Origin of the sequence: Granulicatella sp. HMSC31F03 (assembly GCF_001807725.1) — a bacterium.
GTDB classification, from domain to species: Bacteria; Bacillota; Bacilli; order Lactobacillales; family Aerococcaceae; genus Granulicatella; species Granulicatella adiacens.
In genome coordinates this window covers 1-19,902 of the sequence record NZ_KV790873.1, presented here as the reverse complement: position 1 = coordinate 19,902, position 19,902 = coordinate 1, and the positions used below count along the sequence as shown (strand labels likewise).

Genomic DNA, 19,902 nt, shown 5'->3' with positions numbered 1-19,902 from the left:
TTCTACTATACTTGTCTTTTTTATTTTCTAATATGTTTAGATGTGTGTTTAGATATTTTAAAAACCTACATAATTTGCAAACAGTTTAGCACTATTTTCACGGCTGTTTTCTGTTACGTGTGTATAAATGTTCATAGTGGTTTGAATGTCAGAATGTCCTAAACGTTCTTGAACATCTTTCATAGGCACGCCACTTTCGAAAAGTAAGCTACAATGAGTATGACGAAAACCGTGTATAGAAATGATGTCAAAACCATTCTCATTACAAAATTTTTTAAACCAATATGAGGGCTTTTCTAAAGGAATGAATGTATTATCATTAAATGATGTAAAAACAAATTGGGTATCATTTAAAGCGTTAAAACCTCGCTCTAATAACTGTGTAGCTTGGGTTAATTTCCATTTATTCAGTATTTCTAGCGTTTTATTATCAACGGTAATAACTCTAATACCTGAGTTTGTTTTTGGTGTTTGTATAATCTGATTATGCCCTAAACCAATAGCAAAAGTTTTATTAATATCAATAGTTTTTGAAGAAAAGTTTATATCCTTCCATGTTAAAGCAAGTGCCTCTCCTTTTCGCATACCAGTAAAAGCAAGTAACCTAAAAAATACATACCATATAGGTTGTATATTCTGTTCCATACAAGATAATAGTCCTTGTAATTCATCTTTAGTATAAAATTGTTTTTTGTCCGATTTTATTCGTTTATCTTTAGGTATTGTTATTCTATCTTCAATTCTAAAATGAATGTAACCATGTTTTAAAGCATATTCAAAAGGCTTCAACATACGCCAATACATTTTTTTATAATTTGTATAGCGTTTATGCCAGTTGTTTAATAATTGTTGAATTGTAACTGGTTGTATTTTGTCTATTTTTAAGTTTCCTAAATGTGGTAAAACATCTTTATTCATTGAAGTTATCATCTGATGATAGGTGCTTTCTTTCACATCTTGTTTATACTGTTCTAACCATTCTTCATAAACTTGTTTATAAGTCTTAGAAACTGATTTTACCTCATAAGTATTTTTCTCTAGGTTTGTAACAGCTTCAGAAAAGTACAGCATAGCTTCACGTTTTGAAGCAAAACCACGTTTATTAATATTTACTTGTTGCCCTGTGGTAGGGTTTATACCTAAGTAACCACTAACACGCCAAAAAGTACCTTTTTTTGTTTTGTATTCTTTATATGTTGCCAATTTTATTACCCTTTCTATTTCCACCCCCACGGTAAAAATAAAAAGATTAATTAAATAAGTCTTTAAAAAGGTTATTATATTCTTTTACATCTTCTTCAGTGATTTCTTCCATCATATACGAATATCCATATTCAGACATATTATTAAAAAATGTTCGCTCATCTATAGGTGTTCCAATTTTAAAGTTTAAAAAATCACCTACATAATTATTTGGATTAAAAACATTCATTGATTCTATTAATTTAAAAATATTTAAAATTTGTTCATCGCTTAAAATTACTCTTATTTCTTTTAAAAAATTAATAAACTTTATAAAATCTTCATCTCTATTTCTAGTGCGAGAAATTGGTACAAAACTTCTTGTTGTTCCCAAAACTTCCTCATCTTTATACCTCTTTTTTATGTCAGTATAGCCAAGTAAATAACCTTGACTAACATCAAAAGCTTCTGATAAAGCTTTTAGGTTTTCCTTTTTTATAGAGCTTTCTGATTTTTCCCAAGAAATAATAGTTCTTTTAGAAACGTTTAATAATTTAGCCAGTTGCTCTTGAGTTAAGTTTGCCTGCTTTCGTAGTTCTTTAATTCTGTTCAAAAGTATCACCTCTTTAATATAAAGTATAAAATAACGATTCGCTAAAATGAAGTAAAACGTTACTTAAAGTGTTGACGAATTTAAAAAAGTGAGGTACAATTTCACTATAAGTTAAAAAGAGTGAACTGTCAACTCACTTTTAAAATAAGAAAGGAGATACATATGTGGGTCAGTAAAGAAATGGCTTGTCAGATAAAAATTAAAAGAGCTTTAGGAAATATTGGTATAAAGAGGTTAGCAAAAGAACTAAAAACCAGTTACCAAACTTTAAAAAAGGTAGAAAACGGTGATTATGACTTAAATAAGAGGGTGTTTGATTCTATCGATAAGTGGTTAAAAAATGAAAAGGAGTAAACAAAATGGCGTTAACACTATCGTTACCAGATGAATTTTATGATGAACTTTACATAGGTATTCAAAAGGTTTATGTAAAAGCAACAGAAAAAGCAAGAGAAGATACAATTTTATTAAAAACATATTTAAGTATTAATGAGATAACTTCATACTATCTTGATGTAACACGCCCTACTATTATGACATGGATAAAAAAGGGGCTACCTACATACGAGATAGAGGGAAAAAGATATATAAAACGTAGTGAATTAGATGAGTTTATAGAAAGACATAAAAAATAAAATTCCACCCCCACGGTAAAAATAAAAAGACATGTCTTAATTTGAATAAAAAACGGTGTTTTAGGGCTTTTGGTATAAAAGGGTATAAATAATATATACCGAAACGGCATAAAAATTAAATAGCAAGCTAAAAATAAAGAAATAAGAGCGTTTTACGTGGTTATTAATGAATTTACTTTAACAAACATCATTTTAATAGTGTCGTCTTTAATATCTTTTGTTGTTGGTTTAGGTTATGGCGTGTGTCTAAATAAAATTAAAGACGAATATAACAAGGAGCAAGAAACTAGGCTAAAAAAGTATTGGAATTAGGCGAACGACTTATAAGCGAATTGGAAAAGGGATAAATCAAGTAGCTAAATACAGCAGAGAGCGGGAAAGAAATGACTCGAAATAAAAATAAGTTAAATAAATTGGGGTGTAAAAATGAAAATTAGAGATGAATTAATTGAATATTTTATGGATAGTTTAGACTATGAAGACATAAATAATATAGTTGATGAATTAAAAGAAGAATATAACGTCAATCACTCTGACTATATGCAAGCAGAGAAAAGAATTACAGGGGTATTATCTTTTGAAGATTTTGATAATTATGATACCGCAACTACCTATTTAACATCCATTATAGTATGTAATGCTTTTATTTTAGGATATGAGCAATGTAAAAGGGATTTTATTGAAGATATTAAAAATAGTACAAAAAAATAACTCACTTAAAAAGCTATTTCAAGTGAATAGCTGAATTGAAACCAAAACAACAGTATTTCATTAGTGGGTATATCGAACCGACGGTAAAAATAAAAAAACACGCCGTAATTTGATTAAAAAACGTCATTTTAGGGCTTTTGATGTAAAAAGGTATAAACATACCAAAACGGTATAAAAATTAAAAATAAGCAAAATATAAAGAAAATAGGAGGGGTCTACATGGTTATTAATGAATTTACTTTAACAAACATTATGCTGATAGTGTCATCTTTAATTTCTTTTGTTGTTGGGGTAGGTTATGGCGCTTTTCTAAATAAAATGAAAGACGAATATAACGAGGAGTAAGAAGAAGCTTTAACAACAATATAGAAAAGGAGAATTAGGAAAATGAACAGTTACTTAATTAATGAATACCCTTTGCAAGTATTACCATCTCTTTGTAAGAAAGTTGGAATTAATGAAGCTATATTCATTCAAGAGTTACATTACTGGTTACTTGAATCAGAACAAGAAAGAAATGGGAAAAAATGGGTATGCAAAACTTATGAAGAATTACAAGAAACGCTTGAAATTTTCTCTTTAAGTACTCTTAAGCGTATCGTAAAAAGTTTATCAGATAAGCAACTATTAATAATTGACAATTTCAATGAAATGAAAATGGATAAAACAAACTGGTATTCAATCAATTATGTGAAATTAGGACAATTATTATGAGTGCTAAACAACAATTATTAATAAGTGATAAGTCTTTAATACTGTTGCCCAAACTAGCCGTAAAGATAGGAATTAATGAAGCTGTTTTTTTACAACAGTTACACTTTTGGCTAGTTAGGTCAAAAAATTGTGTTGATGGGAAAGTATGGGTGTACAAAACATTTGAAGAATGGCAAAATGAAATGCCTTTTCTTTCAGTTAGAACGTTAAAAAGAGTTGTAAGTAATTTAAAAAAGAAAAAATTAATTATTGCCAAACAAAAAGTACATAAACAATGGTACACAATTGATTACGAAACGCTAAAAATAATAGAGCATGAAGATATTAAAATTGATGATTTGCCTTTTTAATAATAGTCTTACAAATATTTAACGTAGTTTACAAGCTAGTTTACAAGCTAGTTTACAAACTGGTTTATATAAAGTAGTAGAAATAGCTAAACCGCCCCTAGTGTCGTAGTTATATACTAAAGTGTCAAATTGGCACTTTAGAAATGTCAAATTGGCACCAGTAAAGTGTCAAATTGGCACGCCTATAACATAGAATACACATAGAGTACTCATAGAATACAATATAACCCCCTAACCCCCTTAAAAAGGGGGAAGTCTTTTTGCAAGAAAAACTCTAGCATAAGAATAGACTAAAAAGCCTTGCAAAAAGCCGTTTTATTTTAAGTCTATAGCAACTAATAAAGTTACTTAGCAAGATATTAATGTATACATTAATGCATAAGTAAATTAATGAATGTATACATTTATTACGCAAAACAATAATTAATGTTCACCAAAGTTACCTAATAACAAGTATAAGGAGTAATAACCATGAATAAACAGGAAACTATGAATAATAAAAATATTGAATCAATTCTTACTGAACAAGTCTTTGAATTAAATGATATTATGAATGATTTAAAAATTATGAAAAGCGCATGTGAAGGTATGATTGAAATAAAAAAATACACGGCTCTTTATGAAATGAAGTCATCAGAATTATTATCATCATTTTATGATAAATTCCAAAGTTTATTTTTTAAAATTGATGATGTTGCTTATAGTTTAGCTAATATTTATGAGGAAGCGAAAGAAATGAAAGAATAGTAAATAAATGGGCAGAAAGGAAAATAAGAAAATATGAATTGGGAAAAATTAGAAGATGATTTAAAAAGAAAAATAAATATACAAGCTACCAATAAACGAATAAAAAGAATTTTTGAATTGTATCATTTGTATAAAGGTATAATTGCGCTAGAGAATGGTAAAACAATTAAGAAAATTGAAGATGGTAAAGTATTTTTAGGAAAGGTTAATATTGAGTATCAAGAATATATAGATATGATAGATAATACTTTAAATTCATTGGAAGAATGGAACGAGGAAGAATATCAAGTGTTCTATGATTTTTATGTAGAGAAAAAAAGCGGTGTAGCTTGTTCTGTAGATTTATGTTTGAGTGAAACACAATTTTATAGAATTAAGAACAAGGCGGTTGAAAAGGTTGCACGGTTGTTAGAAGGTGTAATATACGAATAAAGAGGTGTGAGGTATGACAGAATTTATCTTTGAAAGCTTTAACCCTAATTATAATTCTATAATAGATATCGTAGATTATAAGGAAACCAAAAGGAGGTTACAAAGATTAATAGATAAATATAAACTAGTAACAATGGCTATTTACAAAACAAATAAGATAAGTTTTAATTCTAAATTTAACATAGAATTAAAAGAACCTAATTCAAAAAACAATGGATTGATTGAATTTATAAGCAAAGTTACAAATACTATAAACAATCTTACTGAACAAGAAAGATATATAGTAATACAAACGCTTATTTTAAAACAAACAGATATCAAAATAGGTTTAGAATGCTCTTATAGTGAGTTTACAATACGTGACAATAGAAAAAGTGTAATTATAAAACTTGCTGCTTTATTAGAATGCTTAGTCTTTAAAAATGAGGTGGTAGTATATTAGATTTAAGTGTTATTAATTTAAAAGAAACCGAACGTAATTTAAAACAAAAGATTAATAGATATATAGAGAATAAAAATATTGTAGCTATAAAATCATCACAAACAATAAACAGTAAATTAAACCTATCTTTTGGGAAAACTAACAAGCTTTATAATTCTAACATTGAACAAGTAGCCTTGTTTAACTTAACTGATGAAAGAATAAAAGAGATTGAAGAATTTGAAACATCTTTATCAACCTTAAGTAATTCAGAAAGGCTATTACTGAAGCAATGCTTTATAGATGGTGAAACTCCTTTATCAATCTACAGAAAAACAGGTAAGAACTATAAAGAGATAAAGAATCAATATAAGCAAGCAGTAACATTACTAGCTATTCAATTAGAATGTGTTGAGTTTTCGTTGATTTAATGCACCTAAAGAGTGTCTAAAATACCTTTTGAAAATATCAATTAAACATAATGAGAAAAGTGTTAGTTCATTTTAAGAAGTTGAAAGAAATGCTGTTATATCAAGGCAATACGAGATATGACGAACTAAACAGAATGTATAATATGTTTAATTCAGATATTAGAAAAAATATTACTGAAGAAACAAAAGTAAAATGAAACAAAAGATATAAAGAATACTTGCCCAAACCTCACAAGGAAGTAAGCAAGTATTTTTTAATTATTTTAAATTAATAAAAAATATCGTCCCCCCCACAAAGCTTTATTGAATATAGTCAAGGTGGAATACCGAGGGAAAGGACTGTTTCCAAACGCAGGGTTATTTTTGAGAAAAGGGGGTTAAAAAACAGCAGATTTATAAAGAGTAATCAGTTTTAAAACACTTGTTTGAGTATCGAATTTAACATAATGAAAAATTGTAAATTCAAAAATATAAATATGAAGAAATATTATTGTATCAATATTTTATGAGGATACACGAATTTAACACAATACAAGATATGTGAAATTCAGAAGTGAGCCTAAAGAGGTTTTAAAACATTTTACATAGTTGTAGGATAATTATATTTAAAATCTTTTAAAAACGCTGTAAACCCCTAAAATAAGCATTTAATAGCGTGGTAGTGAGAAATGTGTACTAGGGGGGCGGTAGCCTACCGTGTACCTTAAAAGACCTTCACGCAGTCACTGTACATATTTTTTCACGCCAAAAAAGTAATGAAAAAGGTATACTCAACTTCATAAAATAGGGGCTTATTTTATAGTTTTCTAAACACATATCTAAACACATTTAATAATTGACAGCTTCACAATGACTAGGAATGCACTAATAACAATAAAAAGAGGTGGCTTAATATGGTTATTTTTGATTATCTAGGGAATTAATTCAAGAGGAAAACACAAAAAATATCAGTAATAAAATAGTCTTGAAATGTTGAAAAGAAGAACTAAAAAATTATAATACAAAAAAGCAATAGTAAAGAATTAAACTATTGCTCGGCTTTTAAAATGAATTGAATAAATAATACTACTACCTTAGGTATTTTTATTTTTACCGTAGGGGTGGAATGTATTTTATAAGTGTTTAGATATGTGTTTAGATATGTGTTTAGAAAAATAAATATAAATAGTTTAAAAAACAGTTAGTAACGTTGTAAACAGCTTAATTATTAAGCTGTTTTTTTACTATTATTAAGCAAAAAACTACTTAAGAGATAACTATGACTAACTTGAGATGAAGATAGTCCACTTTCAAAATGTTCAATTGGATTCATTTATTTTTCTTTGTTTTCTATTGTTACCAAAGAATTTCGCATTGAGCGCCCACCGTATCTTGAAAGGATTCGACAGGAGCTTGGTTGGTTACAATATAGTCAATAGCATTGTAATTAGATAACTTGAAGTAATGACTCGTATTAAACTTTGAGTGATCCGCAAGTAGTACAGCAACATCAGAATTTGCAATCATCTGTTGTTTAAAAAGTGCTTGACTATGATTTGCTTCATAAGCCGCGAAACGGTCAAGACCTCGACAGCTCATAAAGCAAATATCTGCATGGAAATTATTGATAAAACCCGTCGCAAAATCTCCCAAAGCCGAGTTTGTTCCATAGCCGATATGTCCACCGCAAAAGAACAAAGTTATATTTTCATAATTGTTCAACTTACGTGCAATTTCAATCCCATTTGTAATCACACGTAAATTTTGAAGAGTTCCTAAGTGAGGAGCAAGTGTGGCGCACGTGGATGAACTATCGATAAAAATCGATTGGTTATCCGTTAAAAAAGTGGAAGCTGTTTCCGCTATTTGTTGTTTCCCCTGAGTTTCTTCATGGATTCTACTATCGTAAGCGTATTCAATATTGTTTGTAGTAACAAGTCGAACTTCGCCATGAGATCGAATGATTTTTCCTTCTTTTTCCAATTTAATCAGGTCACGCCTCAATGTAGAGGTGGAGCAATACATCAACGCTTCCAGTTGGAAGGTAGAGATGATTTTCCTTTTGGTGAGAATATCCATAATACGAGACATTCGCTCCAAAGATACCATAATAAAACCCCCTAGTTGAACGTTTTTGAACATTTATGAACAAATTATAGCACAATACTTGAATGATGTTCAATAGTTGATCCATATATTGTATCCGCTTTCTTCTGTTGCTAATATATTAATCAGAAAGGGATGATACTATGACTTTTGATGAACAAGTAGTACGCGAACAAATTTGTGATGTGTGTCATAAAATGTGGCAGCTAGGATGGGTAGCTGCAAATGACGGAAATGTCTCAGTTCGTATTGATGAGGATACCATCATCGCAACACCAACAGGTATCAGTAAGAGTTTTATCACACCAGAGAAACTCGTTAAATTAAATATGAAAGGAGAAGTAATTGAAGCCAACGATGGATATCGTCCTTCAAGCGAAATTAAAATGCATATTCGCTGCTATGAAGAACGTGACGATGTGAAATCTGTTGTTCATGCTCATCCGCCAATTGCAACTGGATTTACATTAGCACATATTCCATTAGATACTTATTCACTAATTGAAAGTGCGATTGTTATCGGTTCAATTCCAATTACACCATTCGGGGTTCCTTCAACAATGGAAGTTCCAGATGCGATTACACCATACTTACAAGAACACGACGTGATGTTACTTGAAAACCATGGTGCATTATCAGTAGGTAGTGATGTAATTACAGCATACTACAGAATGGAAACATTAGAACTCGTGGCTAAATCAACATTCCACGGAAGAATGTTATTACTAACAAAAGGCATTGAGGAAAAAGAAATCTCAAGAGAAAAATTAGAGCAAATGTTCAAGATGCGAGAAAACTACAAAGTGACAGGACGCCACCCAGGATACAAGAAATACAATCCTGACGGAACTGTTCGTGAAGTTTAGTAAGAATAGGAGGAACAAAAATGATTCAACATCCACGTATTGGGATTCGCCCAACTATTGACGGTCGTCGCCAAGGAGTTCGCGAATCGTTAGAAGTTCAAACAATGAATATGGCGAAGAGTGTCGCTGCTTTGATCGAGTCAACATTGAAATATCCTGATGGACAACCGGTTGAATGTGTAATCTCACCTTCAACAATCGGTCGTGTACCAGAAGCAGCAGCATCTCACGAACTATTCAAAAAATCAAACGTGTGTGCAACCATCACAGTAACACCATGCTGGTGCTATGGTAGTGAAACAATGGATATGTCTCCTGATATTCCACATGCTATCTGGGGATTCAACGGAACTGAAAGACCAGGGGCTGTATATTTAGCAGCAGTTCTTGCTTCTCATGCTCAAAAAGGAATTCCAGCATTTGGGATTTACGGTAAAGATGTTAAAGAAGCATCTGATACAGAAATTCCTGAAGACGTTAAAGAAAAAATCTTACGTTATGCAAGAGCAGCTCTTGCTACAGGCTTAATGAGAGATACAGCTTACTTATCAATGGGTAGCGTGTCAATGGGTATCGGTGGTTCAATCGTAGATCCTGACTTCTTCCAAGAATACTTAGGAATGCGTAACGAATCAGTAGATATGACGGAATTCACTCGTCGTATTGACCGTGGCATTTACGATCATGAAGAATTCGAACGTGCACTTAAATGGGTGAAAGAAAACGTTAAAGAAGGATTTGACCGTAACCGTGAAGACCTAGTGTTAAGCCGTGAAGAAAAAGATAAACAATGGGAATTCGTGATTAAGATGTTCATGATTGGACGTGACTTAATGATTGGTAACCCAAGACTTGCTGAACTAGGCTTCGAAGAAGAAGCAGTTGGTCACTACGCTCTTGTTGGTGGATTCCAAGGTCAACGTCAATGGACAGACCACTTCCCTAACGGAGACTTCATGGAAACATTCCTAAACACTCAATTTGACTGGAACGGAATTCGCAGACCATACATCTTCGCTACTGAAAATGATGCGTTAAACGGTGTATCAATGCTATTTAACTATTTATTAACAAACACTCCACAAATCTTTGCGGACGTTCGTACCTACTGGAGTCCAGAAGCTGTTGAACGTGTAACAGGTCATAAACTTGAAGGCCATGCTGAGAATGGATTCTTACACTTAATCAACTCTGGTTCTTGTACATTAGACGGTACTGGTCAAGCTACAAGAAACGGTGAAGCAGTAATGAAACCATTCTGGGAATTAGATCAAAGTGAAGTAGATGCAATGCTTGCAAATACAGACTTCCCAGCAGCAAACCGCGAATACTTCCGTGGTGGCGGTTACTCAACTCGCTTCTTATCTAAAGGAAATATGCCTGTAACAATGGTTCGCTTGAACTTATTGAAAGGTGTTGGACCTGTATTACAAATTGCAGAAGGCTACACACTTGATTTACCTGAAGATGTACACCATACATTGGATAACCGTACAGATCCAGGTTGGCCAACAACTTGGTTTGCTCCTCGCTTAACAGGTAAAGGCGCATTCAAGTCAGTATACGATGTAATGAATAACTGGGGTGCAAACCACGGTGCAATCTCTTATGGACATATTGGAGCTGACCTTATCACTCTTGCTTCAATGTTACGTATTCCAGTGAATATGCATAATGTTGCAGAAGAAGATATCTTCAGACCTAAGAACTGGTCACTATTCGGAACAGAAGATTTAGAATCAGCTGACTACCGTGCGTGCCAATTATTAGGACCTATTCATAAGTAATAGAAAGGAGAGACTAAAATGACAAAAACGATTATTTTAGCCTGTGTTGGTGGATTAACAACTAGTATGCTTGTTGAACGCATTCAAGAAGTGATTTACCGTGATAAATTAGATTACTCATTCTACTCAGTAGGGATTACTGGGGTAGATACTTTAAAAAATATTGATGTCTTATTATTAGGACCTCAACTAGCTTATTTAGAAGAAAAAGCAAAAGCTTCATTAAACGTTCCAGTTGCTGTAATTTCAGATGATGATTTTGAAAATATGCGCGGAGAAGAAGTTCTAAAACAAGCGATTGAATTATTAGGTTAAACAAATGAGTAAATCAAGCAAATCGGATACGCAACGATTGATGCAACTGATTGTAAAAAGCAGTAAAGTCACTACTTTAGCTTTGCAATCCGTTAAGAGTGCTCTTGCAGGTGATATTTCATCTGCAAGAGGCATCCTTGATGAAGCCAAGGCTAAAGGAGTAGAAGCGCATAATGTTCAAACTGAAATGATTCAGCAAGAAATTAGAGGTGAAGGCGTAAGTACAACACTTCTATCCGTTCATGCTCAAGATCATTTTATGAACAGTCACTTGCTGCTAGAAGTTGTCAATATCATCGTTGATCAACAAGAACAAATAGAAGCGCTGAAAGAGCGTATTACAAAACTGGAACAGGTAGGTGAAATGCATGAGTAATCCAGTTATTCTTGAAATGAAGGGGATTGTAAAATCGTTTGGGCCTGTTAAAGCCCTAAAAGGTGTAGACTTCGACTTAAGAACAGGCGAAGTACATGCACTAATGGGTGAAAACGGTGCTGGTAAATCAACTTTAATGAAAGTGTTGACCGGTATTTATGGAGCAAACGAAGGAACAATTCACTATAACGGAAAACAAGTAGAATATTCGAAGCCAAAAGAGGCTATGGACGATGGGATTGTAATCGTGCACCAAGAGTTGAATATGATGAACCACTTATCAGTGGCTCAAAACATCTTCATCGGTCGTGAAGAAATCAATCAAGGATTGTTCATTGATGATAATGCCGGAAACAAAAAGGCAAAAGAATTATTCAAATTGTTGAAACTGGATATTAATCCACAAGAAAAAGTGGGAAATTTAACAGTTGGTAAACAACAAATGGTTGAAATTGCGAAAGCGTTGTCAATGGATGCGAAGATTATTGTTTTCGACGAACCAACAGCAGCTTTAACGGAATCTGAAATTAATGAATTATTTGCCATTATTGATGACTTACGTGCTAAAGGTGTGGGAATTATTTATATTTCTCACCGTATGGATGAAATTGCCCGTATTACGGACCGTGTAACGGTTATGAGGGACGGGGAGTATGTTGGAACTGTAAATACAAAAGAAACTACGAAGGATGAAATCATCGCAATGATGGTAGGCCGTACTATTTACGAAGATCCGAAAGCGGTTTCTGCAGTGCCAGAAGGTGCACCGGTTGTATTAGAAGTGGAACACTTAAACTCAGGAAGCCACGTAAAAGATGTTAGCTTTGTGCTTCATAAAGGTGAAATCTTAGGCTTCTCTGGATTAATGGGAGCGGGTCGTACAGAAGTAGCTCGTTTACTATTTGGAGCGGATAAGAAAGATAGCGGAACAATTAAAATTAATGGTAAAGAGGTTGATATTAAAAATCCTCAAGATGCTATTAGAGAAGGTATTGGTTATCTTTCAGAAGACCGTAAACGTTATGGATGTATCGTTGATATGACTATTGCCAATAACACTGTAATGACGAACTTAGATAAGTACATCAAAGGTGGTTTAATCGATGATGGTGAAATTGTTAAAGTGAGTGATAAATTCGTTCAATCGCTTAAAACAAAAACACCATCTTCTAAACAACTAGTTCGTAACTTATCAGGTGGTAACCAACAAAAAGTTGTTATTGCAAAATGGCTAGAACAAAATAGCGATATTCTAATTTTTGACGAACCAACTCGAGGAATTGACGTTGGTGCGAAAAGTGAAATTTACTCATTAATGAATGAACTGGTAGCTCAAGGAAAATCAATCATTATGATTTCTTCAGAGCTTACAGAAATTTTACGTATGAGCGATCGGATTGTTGTCATGTGTGAAGGTCGTAAGACAGGGGAACTTGATATCAGTCAAGCAACTCAAGAACGAATCTTAGCATTAGCAACAGATCGATAAACGAGGAGAGGTATAGATATGGAAGAGAAAAAGTCCCTATGGACGAAACTGGTAAAATCAGTTGGTTTACAAAAGTTAATTGCATTAATCGCGTTGATCGTGATTTTCACATTCTTTGCAGTCTCAAGTGAATCGTTCCGTTCGTTTGATACAGCGGTAAGCATTTTAGACGCATCTTATTACATTGGTTTCTTAGCAATTGGGGTAACATTCGTTATTATCACCGGTGGTATTGACTTATCAATCGGTACAGTAATGATGTGTTCTGCCATCGTTGGTGGAGTACTCCATACAAAAATGGGTTGGCCATTATGGCTAGCATTGTTGGCAATATTAGTGATTGGGGGTGTATTTGGATTATTCAACGGAATTTTAATTGCGAAATTTGGATTGCCACCATTCATCGCAACACTTGGTACAATGATGATTTCACGTGGTTTAAGCTCAATCGTATCAAACGTACAAAGTGTAACGTTCCCATTACGTGGAACTGGTGAAGGCTGGTATAAAGACTTATTCAGAACGCAAGATAATTTTCCGACCGGGTTGATCGTCTTGATTGTCGTAGCGATTATTGCAGCCATTGTTTTAAACAAAACAAAAATTGGTCGTTACATCTTTGCTATCGGTTCAAATAAAGAAGCTACTAGACTTTCAGGTGTAAACGTTATCAAATGGGAAGGGATGGCTTATGTCATCAGTGGACTTCTAGCAGGTTTAGCTGGTATCGCATATGCTGCAACGTATTCTACAATCCTTCCTGGTACAGGGAACGGTATGGAACTTGATGCCATCGCCGGAGTAGTAGTTGGTGGTACTTCACTTGCTGGTGGGGTTGGTTCTGTTGTTGGTACTATCATTGGGGTATTCATTATGTCTGTCTTGAAGATCGGTTTACCATACATCGACTTACAACCACACTATCAATTATTCATTACAGGTTTTGTTGTAATCGTTGCCGTTTACTCAGATATCTTAATCCGCATGAATAAGAAAAAATAAGTTTGATATTGTACACAATGAGTTGGGAAGACTCCTTCTTGGAAGGATCAAAAGGGACATATAAAGGAGAAAACATTATGAAAAAGTCATTCAAATATGCTATTGCAACTCTAGCTTGTGCTTCTGCATTATTAGCAGGATGTACATCAAATAAATCAAATGCTGATGGTGGAAAATCTCAATCAGGTGGCGACTTCAAAGTGGAAGTGATCGCGAAAGGTTTCCAACATGACTTCTGGAAAGCAGTTAACAAAGGAGCTGAAAAAGCAGCTCAAGAATTAGGGGCTAAAGTTAATTTCGTAGGACCTCAAAATGAAACAGCTATCTCAGAACAATTGGAACAATTAAATAACGCGATCAACAAAAATCCAAAAGCAATCGCTTTAGCTGCATTAGATACTGAAGCAGAATTAGATGCGATTAAACAAGCACAATCTAAAAACATTCCTATTATCGGGTTTGACTCAGGGGTTCCTGGGGCACCAGAAGGAGCAATTAAAGCTACTGCCTCAACAGATAACCATGCTGCTGGTGGTAATGCCGCTGAACACTTATTCCCATTACTAGAAAAGAAAATCGGCGACAAGAAAGTTCGTATCGGGGTTGTTTCTCAAGAAGTAAACTCACTTTCAATCACTCAAAGAACAAGTGGTTTCATTGATAAAATGGTTGAATTATTAAATAAAAAAGGCATTAAAACTGCTGTAACTGGACATGACAAGTTCAAAAACGATGTAAACGAAGCGGATGCAAAAGTTGTAATCGAAGTTCGTGTTCCAGCACAAGTAGATGATGCTGCAGGTAAAACTGAAGCTTCTACAGTTCTTGAAAAAGAAGATACTGTTGCAATCTATGGTTCTAATGAATTCGCTGCAAAAGCAATCATCAATGCTAACGGCGGCTTCAAAGAATCTAAACTTGGCGCAGACAAGATCTTAGCTGTTGGGTTCGACTCAGGTGCATTACAACAAGATGCTATCCGTAAAGGAATCTTCGTTGGTTCTGTAACTCAAGACCCAGTTCAAATTGGTTACCAAGCTGTTAAATTAGCAGTTGCCGCAGCTAAAGGTGAAACAGTGAAAGACGTGGATACTGGTTCTAAATGGTATGATGCTAAGAACATCGATAGCGATGAAATCAAAGCTTTACTATACGAATAAAAAATAGGGATTAGTAATGGAGGAGAAAACATGAGCTTGATTAAATTATTAGCCATTGATTTAGGTGCAAGTTCAGGACGTGTTATGCAGGCGATTTATGACGGACGCTCCCTCCAATTATCAGAGGTTCATCGGTTCAAAAACGAACCGGTGAATCTTAATGATGGTTTGTATTGGAATTTGTTGCACTTGTTTGGAGAAATTAAGCAAGGAATCAAGAAGGCTTCCAAAGATTCGATTCCGATTCGTTCCATCTCTGTTGATACATGGGGAGTAGACTATGCCTATCTAGATCAAAATGGAGATTTGCTCTATCAACCACATTGTTACAGAGATAATCGGATGGGTCGATATGAGGAGTCATTTTATAACGCTATCTCGAAGAAAGAATTGTTCCAAAAAACAGGTGTGCAGCCTGCAACCATTAATACGGTCTTACAAATCTACTCAGATTTGCAAGAAAAACCACAACTTAAAAATATCGTTCAACGCGTGTTGTTTATCCCAGATTTAATCAACTACTTACTTTCAGGGGTGCTTTCAAATGAATATACTATTGCAAGTACAAGTGGGTTACTGGATATCTTCACACAAGATTTCTCTGAAGAAGTATTTGAACGCTTAGATATTCCACGTAAATGGTTTACAACACCAACGAAGAATGGTGCAGTTTTAAGACAATTATCACCTCGCATCACTCAACAGTTGAAAGTTGATTCATTTGACGTGATTGCAGGAGCTGGACATGATACAGCTGCTGCAGTACTTGCGATTCCATATGAACATGAAAAAGGGACTGTCTTTATTTCATGTGGTACTTGGTCGCTTGTCGGAACGGAATCCGACGAACCAGTTGTAACCGATGAAGCATTTGCCTCTGGACTTACAAATGAAGGCTGTTTTGATGGCAAATATCGTCTCTTACAAAACACAACAGGAATGTGGATTATTCAAGAATTACAACGAGACTGGCGCTTGCAAGGGGAAGAAGTTGGCTTTGGCGAAATGGTCACATTAGCCGAAGAAGTAACGGACAACCAAACTTGGATTCATCCAAACGATCCAGTTTTCGCTTCTCCGGGAGAAATGGAAACAAAAATTAAAGAATGGTGTAAAGTGAGTGGACAAAAAGTTCCACAAACGAAAGGTCAAATCGTTCGTGTCGTTCTAGAAAGTTTAGCATTAACTTATCTAGAAACGATTACGCAATTAGAGCAATTGACAAAACACGAAATGACAACTGTTCAAATGGTCGGCGGAGGTATTCAAAATAAATTGCTTTGCCAGTTAACAGCAGACTTTACAGGACGTACAGTCATTACAGGACCAATCGAAGCGAGTGCACTTGGAAATATCTTGTCACAACTGTTGACACTTGGAGTGATTTCAAGTCGCAAAGAAGCACAAGACATTATCAAGGCTTCAGAACCTGTAACCCGTTATGAAAGTCGTGTCGTTGCAGATTTAGAAGAAATTCGCTTGAAATTCAATAAAGTGAAGAGAGGAATTCAGTAATGTTAAAACAAATTCCTAAAATTTTAAGCCCAGAACTTGTGAAATATTTAATGGAAATGGGACATGGAGATGAATTGGTACTTGCGGATGCAAACTTCCCAGCTCATCGTATTGGCCAACGAGTGATTCGTATGGACGGACATGGGGTGCCTGTTGCTTTAGAAGCGATTCTACAAGTATTGCCATTAGATACTTACAGTTCATATCAAGCAGGATTAATGCAAGTCGTTCCGGGAGATCCAACTGTTCCGGTGATTTGGGATGAATATAAACGTCTCTTAGAAGAAAGTCACCCAGGAGCAGCAATTAAAGAGTTCGAACGATTTGAGTTCTACGAACAAGCAAAAGACGCTTATCTTGTAATCCAAACGGGAGAAAGTGCCTTATACGGTAACATCATCTTGAAAAAAGGTGTTTTATAAACTTACTTACTAGTTAGGAGAGAAAAATTATGTCAACATTTTATTTACCAGCAATTAACTTAATCGGAAGAGGAGTCGTTAAAGAAATTGGACCTTACGTAAAAGACTTAGGATATCATAAAGCTCTTTTAGTAACGGATAAATTTATCGAATCAAGTGATATTCTTCCCAAAGTAACAGAACCTTTAAAAGAAGCAGGCGTGGACTTTGTAGTTTACTCTGATGTAGAACCAAACCCAACTTGTAAAAACGTTAACGATGGGGTTGCTGCAGTTAAAGAAAATAACTGTGACTTCATCATTAGCTTAGGTGGAGGTTCACCTCAAGACTGTGCAAGCTGTATTTCAGTAATTGCAACAAATGGTGGTAAACCACAAGACTACGAAGGATTACACAAATCTGCTAAAAAAGGCTTACCAGTTGTAGCGATCAATACAACTGCAGGTACTTCAGCTGAAATTACAATCAACTACGTAATTACAGACGAAGAAAGAAAAGTTAAAATGGTAATGGTTGATAAAAACAGCCTAGCTTTAATCTCAGTAAACGACCCTGAATTAATGGTATCTAAACCAGCAGCATTAACTGCAGCAACAGGTATGGATGCTTTAACTCACGCGGTTGAAGCTTTAGTAACTCCAGGTGCTTACGGCGTTACTAAGAAATTATCTATTGGAGCAATTGAGTTAATTAAAGAATACTTACCACGTGCTGTTAAAGATGGTCATGACATCGAAGCTCGTGAAGGAATGGTGAACGCAATCTTCTTAGGCGGTATGTCATTCAACAACGCTGGACTTGGTTATGTTCACTCAATGGCTCACCAATTAGGTGCTGTTTACAAACTTCCACACGGTGTATGCTGTGCTATGTTATTACCAGTAATCGAACGCGAAAATGCAAAACGTGTTCCAGCTGCATTCCGTGATGTTGCAAAAGCTTTAGGTTTACAAACTGAAGGTAAATCTGATGAAGAATGTGCAGCATATGCAATCAAAGAAATCGAAACTCTTTCTGAAACAGTAGGTATTCCTAAGAAATTAACTGAATTAGGAATTGAAGAAAAAGATTTCGACTTCGACTATCTATCTAAGAATGCGTTAATTGATGCTTGTGCACCTGGCAACCCATTCATGCCAACATTAGAAGAAACAATTGCTTTCTACAAAGAATTGTTCTAATCGGTAAAACAAAAATATTCGTATAGCTTTTTGAACGTGGAGTATTGTCCCCCCCCAGTATTTGGACAATACTCCTTATTTATTTCTGGATAAGATTTTATGAAAACGCATAAATTGTGCTTGAAATTTCAGTTTAGCTAGTCTAGTATTAAGGTATAGAATAAAAATAGGAGGAAATAGAATGATAGGGTTAATTCTTACAGGACATGGGGAGTTTGCAATTGGAGTAGGACACGCTTTAGAAATGATTGCAGGAAAACAAACTGCATATAAGGTAGTGCCTTTTTTAGAAAGCGATCCAATAGAAACTCTTGAAAATAATCTAAGAGACGCTATGAAAGAGTTGCAAGAGGAAACAGAAGGGATTGTAGTATTTGCAGACCTTTTAGGAGGAAGTCCTTTCAAATCAGCAATGGTTGCATCAATGGATTTCGATAATGTTGAGGTTGTCGTAGGTACAAACTTACCAATGTTAATTGAAATAGCGATGTTGCGCGAGTTCGCTTCAAGCGCTCAAGATGTAGTGACTCAAAGTTTAACAGCAGGTCGAGAAGCCATTCAACAGGTGAGTCTTCCAACGCCTCAAGATAAAGTGGTCGAAGAAGACGGAGATGGAATTTAATGACAGCAGAAATTATTTTAGTGAGTTCACTGACATTTATCGTTTTTGTTGCTGTTATTTTAGGGGTTTATTATTTCTTCTCTAGAAAGAATATGAAGCGCCAGCAACAATATTTCGAGAAATTACATGGTGATTTGCAGGTAGGAAAAAGAGTGATTTGTGCAAATGGTCTATACGGGACTGTGAAAAAAATTGATGAAGAAAAGACTGAAGTAGAAATTGCTAAAGGGGTTATCATTACCGTTTCTCGATATGCAATTTCTGAAGTCTTATAAAGGTGAATCTATGAAGTCTTTCTTTGGTGAATTCTATACGGGAAAAGATGGAGAAAAGTATTTTTATTTACCTTTATTAAAGAGTGTTTATAAAATTCCAGATGAGGATTTAGTAACTTTTAACGCCTTTAGACATCGCCTCATTATTGCCTTAGCAATGGGTGCCATTATCTATAGCTTTTATCCGGAGAGTATCCTCCTAAGTATTTTAGCAGCACTGCTTTTTTACGCATTGTCAACAATTGCATATGTTAAAAGTATTTTGCCAAAATATCTTGTGAAAAAAGAGGTTTTTATTTCAGAAATAGAGAAAGAAGCAGTAGAGGATTCAACCGTCCCAATTGTTAAAACTTGGATGGTAAGTCTGGTTGGAATACTGATTATTGCTGGAAGTTTCTTTGTATCTGGAGAGATACTGAATCGAATGATAGTAATTGCGTTTGGATTAGTCGTCACTTTCAGTGGAACAAGTGCAATGATTAAAAATACCAAAAAATAAATTTTTTGAAGCTTGAAGTTCAAGCTTCTTTTTTTATAGGTTCTATAATTTTTAGGGTTGATGGAAATTTTC

General features: G+C 34.3%; 26 protein-coding genes. 23 read left to right on the top strand and 3 right to left on the bottom strand.

Annotation, left to right across the window (positions count from 1 at the left end):
• Positions 1 to 57: 57 nt before the first annotated feature.
• Positions 58 to 1,203, bottom strand: a complete 1,146-nt coding sequence (locus HMPREF3106_RS09060; RefSeq protein WP_070446023.1) for a site-specific integrase — start codon at positions 1,201 to 1,203, stop codon at positions 58 to 60.
• 46 nt (positions 1,204 to 1,249) lie between these two features.
• Positions 1,250 to 1,795 carry a helix-turn-helix domain-containing protein gene (locus HMPREF3106_RS09055; RefSeq protein ID WP_070446020.1) on the bottom strand — a complete coding sequence of 182 codons (546 nt, stop codon included), beginning with the start codon at positions 1,793 to 1,795 and terminating at the stop codon, positions 1,250 to 1,252.
• Between the two features lie 162 nt (positions 1,796 to 1,957).
• On the opposite strand from HMPREF3106_RS09055, the gene HMPREF3106_RS09050 reads away from it, so the two are divergent.
• The 10 genes from HMPREF3106_RS09050 (at position 1,958) to HMPREF3106_RS09490 (ending at position 6,236) form a co-directional block, all read left to right on the top strand.
• Entirely contained in the window at positions 1,958 to 2,149 is a 192-nt protein-coding gene (locus HMPREF3106_RS09050; protein ID WP_070446017.1) for a hypothetical protein, read from the top strand.
• Between the two features lie 5 nt (positions 2,150 to 2,154).
• On the top strand, positions 2,155 to 2,430 hold the full coding sequence (locus HMPREF3106_RS09045; protein ID WP_070446014.1) for a helix-turn-helix domain-containing protein: 276 nt from the start codon (positions 2,155 to 2,157) through the stop codon (positions 2,428 to 2,430).
• A gap of 426 nt (positions 2,431 to 2,856) precedes the next feature.
• Positions 2,857 to 3,141 (top strand): hypothetical protein, encoded by a 285-nt coding sequence (locus HMPREF3106_RS09040; protein WP_070446011.1) that lies wholly within the window; start codon positions 2,857 to 2,859, stop codon positions 3,139 to 3,141.
• 219 nt (positions 3,142 to 3,360) lie between these two features.
• Positions 3,361 to 3,486 (top strand): hypothetical protein, encoded by a 126-nt coding sequence (locus HMPREF3106_RS09715; protein WP_256364720.1) that lies wholly within the window; start codon positions 3,361 to 3,363, stop codon positions 3,484 to 3,486.
• 42 nt (positions 3,487 to 3,528) lie between these two features.
• A complete protein-coding gene (locus HMPREF3106_RS09035) occupies positions 3,529 to 3,855 on the top strand; it encodes a hypothetical protein (protein WP_070446008.1) in 327 nt (108 codons plus the stop codon).
• Positions 3,852 to 4,205: a hypothetical protein gene (locus HMPREF3106_RS09030; RefSeq protein WP_070446005.1), complete on the top strand. Its 354-nt coding sequence runs from the start codon at positions 3,852 to 3,854 to the stop codon at positions 4,203 to 4,205. The genes HMPREF3106_RS09035 and HMPREF3106_RS09030 overlap by 4 nt, the downstream gene beginning before the upstream one ends.
• 471 nt (positions 4,206 to 4,676) lie before the next feature.
• A complete protein-coding gene (locus tag HMPREF3106_RS09025; RefSeq protein WP_070446003.1) occupies positions 4,677 to 4,952 on the top strand; it encodes a hypothetical protein in 276 nt (91 codons plus the stop codon).
• Positions 4,953 to 4,985: 33 nt separating this feature from the next.
• Positions 4,986 to 5,384, top strand: a complete 399-nt coding sequence (locus HMPREF3106_RS09020; RefSeq protein ID WP_070446001.1) for an ArpU family phage packaging/lysis transcriptional regulator — start codon at positions 4,986 to 4,988, stop codon at positions 5,382 to 5,384.
• Positions 5,385 to 5,397: 13 nt separating this feature from the next.
• Positions 5,398 to 5,826 (top strand): hypothetical protein, encoded by a 429-nt coding sequence (locus HMPREF3106_RS09015; protein WP_070445999.1) that lies wholly within the window; start codon positions 5,398 to 5,400, stop codon positions 5,824 to 5,826.
• A gap of 176 nt (positions 5,827 to 6,002) precedes the next feature.
• Entirely contained in the window at positions 6,003 to 6,236 is a 234-nt protein-coding gene (locus tag HMPREF3106_RS09490) for a hypothetical protein (RefSeq protein WP_148129434.1), read from the top strand.
• A 1,335-nt stretch (positions 6,237 to 7,571) separates the two neighbouring features.
• Here the strand turns inward: HMPREF3106_RS09490 and HMPREF3106_RS09010 are convergent.
• Positions 7,572 to 8,324, bottom strand: a complete 753-nt coding sequence (locus HMPREF3106_RS09010) for a DeoR/GlpR family DNA-binding transcription regulator (RefSeq protein WP_070445996.1) — start codon at positions 8,322 to 8,324, stop codon at positions 7,572 to 7,574.
• A gap of 140 nt (positions 8,325 to 8,464) precedes the next feature.
• Here HMPREF3106_RS09010 and HMPREF3106_RS09005 point away from each other — a divergent pair, with 140 nt between their 5' ends.
• The 13 genes from HMPREF3106_RS09005 (at position 8,465) to HMPREF3106_RS08945 (ending at position 19,830) form a co-directional block, all read left to right on the top strand.
• Positions 8,465 to 9,187, top strand: coding sequence for a class II aldolase/adducin family protein (locus HMPREF3106_RS09005; RefSeq protein WP_070445993.1), 723 nt, complete (start codon positions 8,465 to 8,467; stop codon positions 9,185 to 9,187).
• Between the two features lie 20 nt (positions 9,188 to 9,207).
• Positions 9,208 to 10,974, top strand: coding sequence for an L-fucose isomerase (locus HMPREF3106_RS09000; RefSeq protein WP_070445990.1), 1,767 nt, complete (start codon positions 9,208 to 9,210; stop codon positions 10,972 to 10,974).
• 18 nt (positions 10,975 to 10,992) lie between these two features.
• Positions 10,993 to 11,289, top strand: coding sequence for a PTS sugar transporter subunit IIB (locus HMPREF3106_RS08995; protein ID WP_070445988.1), 297 nt, complete (start codon positions 10,993 to 10,995; stop codon positions 11,287 to 11,289).
• Between the two features lie 4 nt (positions 11,290 to 11,293).
• The gene (locus tag HMPREF3106_RS08990; RefSeq protein ID WP_070445985.1) at positions 11,294 to 11,665 is read left to right on the top strand and encodes a PTS lactose/cellobiose transporter subunit IIA; all 372 of its coding nucleotides are present in this window, start codon (positions 11,294 to 11,296) and stop codon (positions 11,663 to 11,665) included.
• Positions 11,658 to 13,154, top strand: a complete 1,497-nt coding sequence (locus tag HMPREF3106_RS08985) for a sugar ABC transporter ATP-binding protein (RefSeq protein WP_070445982.1) — start codon at positions 11,658 to 11,660, stop codon at positions 13,152 to 13,154. Before HMPREF3106_RS08990 ends, HMPREF3106_RS08985 begins: the two co-directional genes overlap by 8 nt.
• A gap of 18 nt (positions 13,155 to 13,172) precedes the next feature.
• A complete protein-coding gene (locus tag HMPREF3106_RS08980; protein WP_070445979.1) occupies positions 13,173 to 14,156 on the top strand; it encodes an ABC transporter permease in 984 nt (327 codons plus the stop codon).
• Between the two features lie 77 nt (positions 14,157 to 14,233).
• Entirely contained in the window at positions 14,234 to 15,316 is a 1,083-nt protein-coding gene (locus HMPREF3106_RS08975; RefSeq protein WP_070445976.1) for an ABC transporter substrate-binding protein, read from the top strand.
• A 30-nt stretch (positions 15,317 to 15,346) separates the two neighbouring features.
• A complete protein-coding gene (locus HMPREF3106_RS08970) occupies positions 15,347 to 16,831 on the top strand; it encodes a rhamnulokinase (protein WP_070445973.1) in 1,485 nt (494 codons plus the stop codon).
• Positions 16,831 to 17,253 carry an RbsD/FucU family protein gene (locus HMPREF3106_RS08965; RefSeq protein ID WP_005606893.1) on the top strand — a complete coding sequence of 141 codons (423 nt, stop codon included), beginning with the start codon at positions 16,831 to 16,833 and terminating at the stop codon, positions 17,251 to 17,253. The genes HMPREF3106_RS08970 and HMPREF3106_RS08965 overlap by 1 nt, the downstream gene beginning before the upstream one ends.
• A gap of 29 nt (positions 17,254 to 17,282) precedes the next feature.
• Positions 17,283 to 18,434, top strand: a complete 1,152-nt coding sequence (locus HMPREF3106_RS08960) for an iron-containing alcohol dehydrogenase (RefSeq protein WP_070445970.1) — start codon at positions 17,283 to 17,285, stop codon at positions 18,432 to 18,434.
• A 181-nt stretch (positions 18,435 to 18,615) separates the two neighbouring features.
• A complete protein-coding gene (gene agaF / locus HMPREF3106_RS08955) occupies positions 18,616 to 19,056 on the top strand; it encodes a PTS galactosamine/N-acetylgalactosamine transporter subunit IIA (RefSeq protein ID WP_005606889.1) in 441 nt (146 codons plus the stop codon).
• Positions 19,056 to 19,331, top strand: a complete 276-nt coding sequence (gene yajC, locus HMPREF3106_RS08950; protein ID WP_005606888.1) for a preprotein translocase subunit YajC — start codon at positions 19,056 to 19,058, stop codon at positions 19,329 to 19,331. The genes agaF and yajC overlap by 1 nt, the downstream gene beginning before the upstream one ends.
• 10 nt (positions 19,332 to 19,341) lie before the next feature.
• A complete protein-coding gene (locus HMPREF3106_RS08945; protein ID WP_049555939.1) occupies positions 19,342 to 19,830 on the top strand; it encodes a hypothetical protein in 489 nt (162 codons plus the stop codon).
• The last annotated feature ends 72 nt before the right edge of the window (positions 19,831 to 19,902 follow it).